We start from the raw sequence: 10,544 nt of genomic DNA on the forward strand, positions 1-10,544 counted from the left end.
TTAAAGAGTAATGTCGGTAAAAATTTCACTAAATACCTGATACCGCTCATTTGGATTTGGGTGAACCATGGTATAAACGATGTCTGCTATAGTTTCCGGAAGTTCTGGTTTTATTTTTTTTGGATGGATTGGCTTGGCTGATCCAACCGGCTGAAAATTGTATATTTCAAGATAGGCTTTTTCAGTGGTGATATTTCGATAGATTTCGTTTCCAAAATCAAAAATTTCCAATGGCTCAAATTTACCGATTGGCTTATGGTTGGCCAGGCTAAATCGATAGGATAAGCCCTCTTTTTCAAGCAAAGCGTTAAACAGCATCAAAAAGCCGATAGCTCCTTTTGAAAATGGTTGTAGTGCTCTTTCAAAGTACTTTTCAAAATGTTCACCGGGCTTTTTGTGGTTTTTGTATTCTATCATAAGCTGTTTGATCAAATTTTTTGCATAGCCAAGGGGAATTGCTTTTAGGATAGTTTGTGCACCTTCGCCTTTAGCGAGACTGCCTCCAAGTAAAATATCCACTCCATGAACAATTGCACCGTTCTCTTTTGCTTTTGCTCCGACAAAGCCGATATCACCCCACTCGTGTAGTCCGCAACCCTTTACGCATCCACTCCAATACATGCGTATTTTAGAGTTTTGCAAGGGAACCTCTTTTGTTAAAAAATCTGCCATCGCAATAGCATCCGGTTTATTTGGAATAACGCCAAAGCTACACTCATTTTTTCCTGCACAGGCTACAAGATTGTTGAAATAGGGTGAGTGGATATTTTTATATTTTTGAAAAAATGGCTTTGAAAGCATGAATGATCGGTCGGTGATATTGGTAATGTAGAGATTTTGTTCAACACTGAGTCGAATCTCTCCACCATTTTCTTGTGCTATGGTAGCGGCTTCCATCATATCAGTTCCACTGAATATACCACCAGGAACAATTGCATGCAGAGCAAAAGAGCCATTTTTGAGCTGTACGCTTCCCTGGTTGTTATCAAAATGCTCCATCTTACACAGTGTCTCTCCAGCTGTTGTAAGCTCCTTTTGACTAAACTCCTCTAAAGCTGCTCGAAAAGCATCCATTCCAATAGCCTCTATCAAAAAGTAGAGCCTGTTTTTGTTTCTGTTGTCCCGAAAGCCATAGGTTTGATAAAGCTTAATGAGGTTTTCATAAAAGGGAACTACCTCATCGGCTTGTAAAAAAATATTGGCATTTTTGGCGATTTTGCCGACTTTTCCACCTAAATAAACATTATATCCATAGATGCCATCTTTTATGGCCAGTACAAAACAGGCATCGTGTCCGTATGCGTTACATCGATTCGTGATGGAAGAGGTGATGGAGGTGTTGAACTTTCTTGGAAGCGAGCCGATCCAGCTCTCTTTTTTCAAAAAGAGCTCTTGCATCTGCTCTAATATAGGAAAACTTTCAAAAAAGTTATCAAAGGCTAAGCCATCCAAAGGATCGGTTACAATATTTCTAAGATTATCGATACCTGTTTGATAGGTTGTGATACCAACGCTTTCGAGCTTTGCAAAAATTGCCGGTACATCTTCAATGTCAATATGGCGAAGCTCTACTTGCATCCTGGTTGTAAGATCGATATAGTCTTTGCCAAACTCTTTTGCCACTTCACCTAAAACTTTTGCTTGGTTTGGAGTAAGTCTTCCGCCAGGAATGCGCACTCTTAGCATAAACTGCTTTGGAGTGAATTCGTTTTTGTCAAAGAGTCCGAAATATTTTAAAAAGACTGACTTCTCCTCTTTTGTAAGCGAATCATATCCCTTTCGACTTGCTTCCAAAAGTCTCTCATAAGCCTCTTTTGGTGACATCGAGGCTTTGACTTTTTCTACTTTGTTTATTTTTTTGCTTCGTTGCTCATATATTTTTTGTAGCTTTTCTATCATCGCTGCTCCTCTTTTACAGTTACTTTTTGCTTGGTTTCTTTTCTATCAAGCGCAAGTTCTCCTGCTATTTTTACAGTTGGCGTAATACCTCCTGGACACTTCTTTGAGTGAATCTGTACGGCGGTTTGTTTGTAGTTTGGCTCACCGCTGATCGGATCAAAAAGGGATTGAGTCAGCGTATTGATAAGCTGCGTGTTATAGTGAAATGGCACAAATACCGTTCCAGGGGCGACAAGCTGGGTTACTCGAACAATGAGATTTTCTACTTTGCCTCTAGGACTTGTGAGCCAGACTCTATCGTAGTTTTTGACTCCAAGCTTTTTTGCATCTTTTGGATTGATATCGATCCAGGCCTGGGGTGCCAAATCGTTTAATATTTTGATTTGGCCTGTTTTGGTTCTGGTATGAAAATGCTCCACAGTTCGACCGGTATTGAGAATAAATGGAAACTCTTTGTTTGGCGCCTCTTCCAGTGGCTTAAACTCGGCACAGATAAATCGCGCCTTGCCATCTTTGTGCATAAACTTCATATCTTCACCATAAAGCCTTTTACAGCCATTGGGATACTGTTCATTGCAAGGCCACTGGATTCCTCCAAGGGATTCGATCTTTTCATAGTTCATGCCACTATAATCACAAAGTCTGCCTCTACTAATCTTTCTTATCTCTTCAAAGGCATCTTTTGGCTCTTTCCATCCTCCAAAGAGTCTTTCATGCCTTTGAAAATATTTGCTAAACTCCAAAACGATATCAAAGTCACTCTTACTCATAGCGGGAGGCTCAACTGCTTTGTTGGCTTTGTTACAGCGTCGCTCACTGTTGGTATAGCATCCTTCCTTTTCGCCCCATGTAGCTGCTGCAAATACAATATCTGCGATTTGTGCGGTATCACTCATAAATGCATCTTGCACAAGCAAGAAATTTAGTTTTTGTAAAGCTTTTCTAAGCCGCTTTTGATTTGGAAAACTTACAAGCGGATTGGTGCATATAACCCAAAGTCCTTTGATCTCCTCTTTTTCTATCGCTTCAATAATTTCGGCATATTTGTAGCCTCTGGAGTCCGGTATCCACTCAACTGGTACATCGATGAGTTTTGCAAACTCTTTTCTATCTTGATGACTTTCAAACTTTCTATATCCAGGAATCGATGAGGTAAATCCAAACTCTCTTGTTCCCATGGCGTTGCACTGACCGGTTATGCTAAAAGCTCCCGTTCCCTCTTTGCCGATATTGCCTGTCATAAGAGCTAAATTATTGATCGCACTGACTGTATCGGTGCCTTGTGCTGATTGGTTGATACCCATCGTCCAGCAAATGAGGCTTTTATTGTTTGCAAAAAGCTGTGCCAATCGATACAGCGTCTTTGTATCAATACCTGTAAGGTGAGCAACTTCAGCCGGCTTGTATGATTGGATATGTTTGACAAATTCGCTCCAGCCATTAGTTCTTGATGTGATAAACTTCTCATCAAACCATCCCTGCTCCCAGATGATGTAGGCTAAGCCATTAAAAAGTGCCAGATCTGTTCTTGGTTTGATTGGCAGATAAATATCAGCAAGCTGGCTTGTTTTGCTGCGTCTTGGATCAATGACCACAACTGTTTTATTGTTTCTGTTTTTCATCAAATGATGGACGATGATTGGGTGATTGTCCGCCAAATTTGCTCCAACGACAAAAACAACTTCTGCTTTTGCAATATCTGCGTAACTTGCAACCGGTCCATCGCTTCCAAAGCTTTGCTTGTATCCGCTTACCGCACTTGCCATGCAAAGTGTCGTATTGCCATCATAGTTTCTGGTATCTAATCCCAATTGCACAAATTTTCCAAGAGCGTAAAACTCTTCAGTTAAAAGCTGTCCGGTTGAAATGACTGCAAAACTGTTTTTACCATAGGTTGACTGTATTGTTTTGATACGCTTTGCCGCTTCACTGAAAGCTTCATTCCAGCCAACATTTTCGAGGCGTCCACCTTTTTTTATCTTTGGATAAAGGACTCTATTTTGTGCATAGAGCATCTGATTCTCGCTCAGCCCCTTTGGACAAAGAGTGCCGATATTGACTGGATGGGTAGGATCTCCTTTGGTAAAGACGGCTTTTTTATCTTTCACACCAATATAAAGTCCGCATCCAACCCCACAATATCCGCAGGTCGATCTCACCCAAAAATCGGGCTTTTTCGCTTTTGGTACTTTTCCAAATATGGGATCATCTGCCATTGCATTTTCAGCTTGTTTTACATCAAATCCTAAAAAGTCTTTTATTTTTTGTATCATTTCCTCTCCTTATGGTCTCTGAGCACCAGCAAAAAAGTTGCCCGGCATTCCTGTTTTGATGGCCGTTGTATAAAAAAGGAGTCTCCCCACTATTTCGCTTGCAAATCCCAAAAGCACTGCCGATAATACAAACAAAAAGGCAAAACCGATTGAACCTGCATTGAGTGCAATTATGGATAGAAGTGGCAAAAGGAGCGCAGCTATTGGCAAAGAGGATTTTCTAAATCTGTACAGATTTGCAAAACTGCTTTGTAGAAGCTTTTTTGCTTTTTGGATCTGGTAGTTGTTTTTTTCATACAATTTTTGTGATTCCAAGAAGAGATATAGGTGCATGGCTCCAAGCAAAATTGTAAAGACAAGCAAAATATTGGCTACTTCACTCCATCCTTGAATAATTGCCACAAGAGCTAAAAGAGTTGTTGCAATGTAGCCTGTTGTAAAAAAGGTATAGGTTGTCAAAACAGTATTCCAGGTTGGTTTGGCCGGAATCCTATAGATCATCGATTGGGCATATATCCCATAGATTCCTATACCAAGGATGAGTGCTTCAAGAAAAAGGCGAAAAAATCCATCGATATGAAAGTAATAAAGCAGCGCAACAATACCCATACCTCCTGTAAAAACGCCAAGGGCTGCGGCTTCTTTGCTAAGCCATGAGGTTTTGATATTTTTCATTGCACTTAATGCCTTGAAAGGGCGCCCAAGATGCAGAGCCGATAGAGGTAGACCTATGGCACTAAGCATAAAAATAACAAAAGCCATTGTAAAACTTGGGCTTGGCAAAGTGGTGAATTTACTTGCAAGATCACCTAAAAAAATGGCTCCGAATCCAATGAGACTGATTTGGGTAAAGACCGTCATAAAGACAAGCGGCCACTCTTTGTGGGCTGGTTTGATGAGATCTTTGTCCATAGGCTCAAGCTTTTCAGGCAAATTTTCAGGAAGAGTAAATCTTGTGGTAGATCCGGTTACTCTTGCATCAATAAGCCCCGGTGCATTTGCTTCTTGATCGATTTTTCCGTCCAACCATTCATCGATATTGACAACCTCTATCTCGATGGCTCCTTCAGGGCAGGCTTGCACGCAGGCCGGTGTCTGGTTGACTTCAATACGCTCATAGCACATATGGCACTTTGTGACGATATGGCGCTTCGTATCAAAAACGGGGACATCATAGGGACAGTTCCAGGTGCAGTATTGGCATCCGATGCAGGCTTCATCATCGTGTATAACGATACCGTTGTCTATTTTTATGTAGCTGTTTGTAGGACAGCCTTTGAGACATGCCGGATCGATGCAGTGGTTGCAGCTCATCGATAAAAACATCTGCAAAACATTTGGAAATTCTCCACCTTCAACCTCTCCGACTCTTCTCCATTTAACTTCGGCTGGATTGTTGTTTTGCTCATTGCACGCCACTTCACAGCAGTGGCATCCGATACATTTGGTTGCATCAAAATGGAAACGATACTGCTCATTCTCTTTGAGTGGCGGCAGATCGATGGAGTAGCTCCCACACTGCATACCGGTAGTGGCTTTATAGTTGATAAAACTCTCAACTGCACTCATCCGTGCTCCTTCATTTGCTTTAAGCTATTTTATGAAAAAATATTCAAAAAAGTTGTATATTATTTGAGCAATGCAAATAGAAGAATGCAGTTGATGAAAAAAGAGATAATGAATGCAGCTTTGTAAACTTTTACTGGTTCTCTCTCTATCAGTGACGCAGATGGATCAAAATAGGGTTTGACCTTTTGGGGATTTTCAAGCTCATACATCATTTCGCTGTAGTGCTTGTAGCGTCTCTTTTTATCCCGCTCAATTGCTCTTAAAATAATGGACTCCAACCAAAGAGGTACTTTTTTATTAAAATGGGTTACTGGTTTTGGCTTTTTGAAAGTTGGTTTTTGAAATGGTTCTATCTCACCGTATGGATAGTGCTTAGTTAGAGCTAGATAAAGCGTTACTCCTATTGCAAAAATTTCACTTGATTCACTGATCGCTTCACCCCTGAAACGTTCGGGAGCCAAAAAGCTTGGAGTGCCGGCTTTGTTAGCTATGGAAAAGATCTCAACAATTGAGCCAAAATCGATCAGTTTAAAGATCGGTTTTTCGTTTTTGAGCGCAATAATGATATTTTCAGGCTTGATATCTCCATGAACGAGGTTGTATTTGAGAAGATACTGGGCGCTTTTGAGCAAAAATTTGCCAAGATCGATCGCTTCATCTACATGTAAAGGGCGTTTTTTGATCCGTTTGGTCAGTGTCTCACCCTCTATATATTCCATAATATAGTATCGATAGCTTCTTTTTTTTGGAATAACGGCTTTTGGGAAAAAACCGGCCTCGAGTCTCGTGGCATTCCATGCTTCTTGTATGAATAGATCGAGCTGTTCTTGATCATCAGTTGCTGCAGCAAATTTCATTACATATTTTTTTCCTTTGTTTTCAACAAGCCATGTTATCCCATTCAAAGGCTTTAAAAGTCTATATCCATCAATGATTTGATCTTTTTGAAGGCTTTTTGGAATAGGGAGATTCAATTGCTTTAGAGTGCTTTTTTTATCCAGCTCATTGATCTCAATGACAACTACACTTGTATCATCAGGGAGATTATCGTCTACCTTTTTGCTAGCATACTTAATAATAGACGCAGCATCAAATCTACTTCTTGTTTGCAATTCATTTTCATCTAAAACTGCCGTAACTCCATCACTGCAAAGCAATATCCTATCTTTTGGATGAATAAAATTTTCAAAAAAGTATGGTTCTACCTCTTTTTCCATTCCAAGAGCCTGCAAAAGAATATTGGAGTTCTCTTCAACGTGATCAAAAGAGAGTTTTTGCAACATGCCATCTCGAAGCAAAAAAATAGGGCTATCTCCTACATTGGCTCCATAGAGACGATTGCCCTGAATAATGACAATACTAAGCGTGGTTAAAAGCTCTGGACGCTCAAACTGGGCCAAAGACTCTTGGTATAAGATAGTATTGATATTTTTGATAAAAATCTCCAGCGATTTTTCAATGCTCCAGCTTCTTGGTCGCTGCTTGAAATTGTTGAGCATGTAGCTGACCACTCTTTGTGCGGCATCCCTGCCTCCAAGGGCGCTACCCACTCCATCGCAAAGCACCCCTATGACAATATCATCACATCTTTTTACGCCGTAAGCATCATCGCTTTGAAGCTCTTTGCCTTTGGCAAGACCAAAGGCGCTGAGTCTATAACTCATCTATATTCTTCCTCCTGCATGGACTCCCCAGGTCGTTCTCCATCTCGTTTTTACCATACTAAGCCCAATTATAGCCATAGCGGCGATTCCAGCAAAGATAAAAAAGCCTGTGCTGTAACTGTTAAAAGCCGCTTTACTCCATCCAAGCGTTTTCACAAGCGCCGTTCCGCCAAGTCCTCCGGCACACCCAACAATTCCGGTCATTATACCCATATCTTTACCGAACCTTTGTGGCACAAGCTGAAAAACGGCACCGTTTGCCATGCCAAGACTTGCCATAATGAGAAAAAGAACAACAATAGCCATATAAAAATTGTGCACAACGGTTGCATTCAAAAGTGCCAAAAGAGCGACTGCTCCATAAAAAATATAGAGTGATTTCACGCCACCCATCTTATCTGCAATTGCCCCACCAACAGGTCTCAGCATTGCTCCGGAAAAGATACAAAGAGCCCCGAAATAGCCTGCAATCACCTGCACATTTGGCTCATTCAAAAGCTGCAATCCAATTTGTGCCATCTCATTTTTATAGACATCCATCAAATAGACTTTCATATAGTTGGCAAACCCTACAAATCCACCAAAGCTTACTGCATAAAAGAGGCTAAACCACCAAGTGTCCTTGTCTTGCAAAAGTTTGATGTAGTCACTAAGCTTTTTCTTTCTTGGTGTATACACCTCGGGCGGTGCATCCTTTGCCATAATGATATAGGTAACAAGGATAATTGTGGATAAAATGCCGCCAACCAAAAAGACCGCAGGCCATCCCCAAATCTCAGCGATCTTTGGTGCAAAGATATAGTCAATCACCACGCCTATATTTCCAGCCCCCGCTAGTCCCAAAACAACGCCTTGCAGACGTGGTGGATACCACTGTCCGGCCTGAGGAAGTGCCACCGCAAAGCTGGCTCCTGCAAATCCAAGTCCTACAGCCACCATCAAAAGCTCAGTATAGGTGATCGATTCGCCCCGGAAAAATGCATAAAAAAGTGAAGCGATGACGATGAGCTGAGCGATAATCGCTGTCTTTTTGGCTCCAATGTTATCAACCAAAAATCCAAGTACAATTCTCAGTATCGCTCCGCCAAGTATCGGGATAGCAAGCATCGTTGCCTTTTGGTTGGCATCAACTATATAACCATGTTTGGCTAAAGAAGAAGCGATCTCCGTTGCAAGTGGACCTAGCATCGTCCACACCATGAAGCTAAAATCGAAATATAAAAAAGCTGCAATCAGTGTCGGAAAATGACCAGCAGTTTTGAGTTCATCCAGTCTCATAAAGCCTCCTTTTAACTAACAAGAAAATTGTATCAATAAATAACCATTAATTTTGTATAAAAAATAAACAATCATGTAAATCTATTTTTAATGTAATTATCTACATAAAAGAAGTGGATTTGAAGAAATATTAGGAAGAGAGCTTGACTTTTTAAATGATTGTATAAAAAATGATCAATTTTTTGGCTAAGAAGAAGTTATAATTTTTTCGACCAAAAATTGAAAGGAGAAAATATGAATAGGTTCAAGTGGTTCATTTTTCTTTTGCCCTCATTTTTACTGGCAGAAGATAAACTAAACAGCGGGGATACCGCATGGATGATTGTTGCAACTGCATTTGTAATGCTTATGACTCCAGCAGGGCTAGCACTCTTTTATGGTGGTATGACACGGGCCAAAAATGTACTCAATACCTATATGATGGTTTTCATTGCCTATGTAATCGGATCAATCGTTTGGGTACTTTGGGGATACTCTTTAGCCTTTAGTGGTGATGGAGCGGTTATTGGAGATTTGAGTAAAATCTTTTTAAAAGGTGTTACAAGTGATAGTCTTAGTGGAACCTATCCTGAGTTTGTCTTTATTGCCTTTCAAGGGACCTTTGCGGCTATTACAGTTGCGATTGCCAGTGGCTCGGTAATTGAGCGGATGAAGTTTTCAACATGGACGATATTTTCAGTTCTTTGGGTAACGTTTGTATATGTTCCGATTACTCATATGGTATGGGGTGGCGGATTTTTATATAACGAAGGTGCGCTTGATTTCGCAGGTGGGACAGTAGTTCACATGAATGGCGGTTTGGCTGGACTTGTTTTAGCCTTGATGTTAGGAAAGAGAAAAGGATTTCCGAAAGAGCCTATGAAACCATCTTCAATTATTCTAACCGCCCTAGGTGCGGTACTTCTATGGTTTGGATGGTTTGGATTTAATGCTGGAAGTGAGTTTGCGGCTGATGGCGTAGCAGGAAGTGCATTACTTATGACAAATTTTGCGGCGGCAGTGGGGGCGCTAACTTGGGTGATAATCGAATGGATAGTTTATAAGAAGCCAACACTCCTTGGTGCGGCAACCGGTGCGGTGGCTGGACTTGTAGCTATTACTCCAGCAGCAGGATTTGCGGAAGTGCTTGGAGCGCTGATTATCGGTGCTGGCGGAAGTATAGCAGGCTATTTTGGAATTATGCTCATCAAAAGAAAATTCAAAATCGATGATAGTTTGGATGCCTTTGGCGTGCATTTCACAGCTGGACTTTGGGGTGCTTTGGCAACAGGGTTGTTTGCATTACAAAATCTTGCGTGGGATGGAAGTCCTTTGAAAGATCATGGTGATAGAATGGCTCAGATGTGGGTTCAGGTTGAATCGGTTGTCGTAACAATGGTATTTACCGCAGTGATGACAGCTATTGTTTATTTTATTTCATCATTGATTACAGGTGGAGGAAAAGTTGATGAAGATACCCAGACGATGGGTCTTGATGAAGCTGTCCATGGTGAACGCGGATTTAATCTATAAGGGGTAGAAAATGAAAAAAATTGAAGCAGTGATCAAGCCGTTTAAACTAGAAGATGTAAAAGAGGCATTGACAGAGATTGGAATAATAGGAATGACCGTAACAGAAGTGAAAGGCTATGGCCGTCAACAAGGTCATAGCGAGCTTTATAGAGGGGCTGAGTATGCAGTCGATTTTCTTCCAAAGATTAAAATAGAACTGTTAGTCAGTGACGAGAACGTAGAATCTTGTATAGATGCGATCATGAATTCTGCACGAACCGGAAAAATAGGTGATGGTAAAATTTTTGTCAGTGATATCGAAAAAGCTGTTCGTATACGTACAGGCGAAACAGACGAAGAGGCTCTTTGA

Annotated in this window: 7 protein-coding genes; 2 read left to right on the forward strand and 5 right to left on the reverse strand. The window is 40.9% G+C overall.

What is annotated here, in order from left to right; translation table 11 throughout:
* The 5 genes from JG735_RS02710 to JG735_RS02730 are packed head-to-tail and all read right to left on the reverse strand — an operon-like array spanning nucleotide 1 to nucleotide 8,683.
* A complete protein-coding gene (locus JG735_RS02710; protein WP_201335301.1) occupies nucleotides 1-1,899 on the reverse strand; it encodes a nitrite/sulfite reductase in 1,899 nt (632 codons plus the stop codon).
* Nucleotides 1,896-4,172 (reverse strand): molybdopterin oxidoreductase family protein, encoded by a 2,277-nt coding sequence (locus JG735_RS02715; protein ID WP_201335302.1) that lies wholly within the window; start codon nucleotides 4,170-4,172, stop codon nucleotides 1,896-1,898. Before JG735_RS02715 ends, JG735_RS02710 begins: the two co-directional genes overlap by 4 nt.
* A gap of 9 nt (nucleotides 4,173-4,181) precedes the next feature.
* Nucleotides 4,182-5,741 (reverse strand): DmsC/YnfH family molybdoenzyme membrane anchor subunit, encoded by a 1,560-nt coding sequence (locus JG735_RS02720; RefSeq protein ID WP_201335303.1) that lies wholly within the window; start codon nucleotides 5,739-5,741, stop codon nucleotides 4,182-4,184.
* A gap of 59 nt (nucleotides 5,742-5,800) precedes the next feature.
* The gene (locus JG735_RS02725; protein WP_201335304.1) at nucleotides 5,801-7,405 is read right to left on the reverse strand and encodes a bifunctional protein-serine/threonine kinase/phosphatase; all 1,605 of its coding nucleotides are present in this window, start codon (nucleotides 7,403-7,405) and stop codon (nucleotides 5,801-5,803) included.
* Nucleotides 7,406-8,683: a nitrate/nitrite transporter gene (locus JG735_RS02730; RefSeq protein ID WP_201335305.1), complete on the reverse strand. Its 1,278-nt coding sequence runs from the start codon at nucleotides 8,681-8,683 to the stop codon at nucleotides 7,406-7,408.
* A 234-nt stretch (nucleotides 8,684-8,917) separates the two neighbouring features.
* Here JG735_RS02730 and JG735_RS02735 point away from each other — a divergent pair, with 234 nt between their 5' ends.
* Nucleotides 8,918-10,195 carry an ammonium transporter gene (locus JG735_RS02735; RefSeq protein ID WP_201335306.1) on the forward strand — a complete coding sequence of 426 codons (1,278 nt, stop codon included), beginning with the start codon at nucleotides 8,918-8,920 and terminating at the stop codon, nucleotides 10,193-10,195.
* Nucleotides 10,196-10,205: 10 nt separating this feature from the next.
* Complete coding sequence (locus JG735_RS02740; protein WP_201335307.1) at nucleotides 10,206-10,544, forward strand: P-II family nitrogen regulator; 339 nt, start codon at nucleotides 10,206-10,208, stop codon at nucleotides 10,542-10,544.

Origin of the sequence: Nitratiruptor sp. YY08-10, assembly GCF_016629565.1 — a bacterium.
Taxonomy (GTDB): Bacteria; Campylobacterota; Campylobacteria; order Campylobacterales; family Nitratiruptoraceae; genus Nitratiruptor.